Source organism: Flammeovirga aprica JL-4, from assembly GCF_012844305.1.
In the GTDB taxonomy this organism is placed as follows: domain Bacteria; phylum Bacteroidota; class Bacteroidia; order Cytophagales; family Flammeovirgaceae; genus Flammeovirga; species Flammeovirga aprica.
Map to the genome: position 1 here is coordinate 1 of NZ_JABANE010000443.1, position 524 is coordinate 524.

Annotated in this window: 1 pseudogene; it reads left to right on the forward strand. The window is 55.5% G+C overall.

From position 1 onward, the window contains the following. Positions 1–60 precede the first annotated feature (60 nt). A pseudogene (locus HHU12_RS34845) lies at positions 61–524 on the forward strand (ammonia channel protein); the annotation flags it as partial.

Sequence of the window (524 nt, forward strand, 5' to 3'; positions counted from 1 at the left end):
GGCGAAGCTGACGAAGCGGCACTGTAATTTCCAGACCACACAGTGATGGGGAACGAAACAATGAAAATGGCAACAATGAAATCGGGTCTGGGGGCATTAGCCCTTCTGCCGGGGCTGGCGATGGCCGCGCCTGCGGTGGCGGACAAAGCCGATAACGCGTTTATGATGATTTGCACCGCGCTGGTTCTGTTTATGACTATCCCGGGGATTGCGCTGTTTTACGGCGGCCTGATCCGCGGTAAGAACGTTCTGTCCATGCTGACTCAGGTGATTGTCACCTTTGGCCTGGTCTGCGTATTGTGGGTGATTTATGGCTATACCCTGGCCTTCGGCACCGGCGGCAGCTTCTTCGGCAGCTTTGACTGGGTGATGCTGAAAAATATTGAGCTGAAAGCGCTGATGGGCACCTTCTATCAGTATATCCACGTGGCATTCCAGGGCTCGTTCGCCTGCATCACCGTCGGGCTGATTGTCGGGGCGCTGGCGGAACGTATTCGTTTCTCCGCGGTACTGATCTTCGTGGT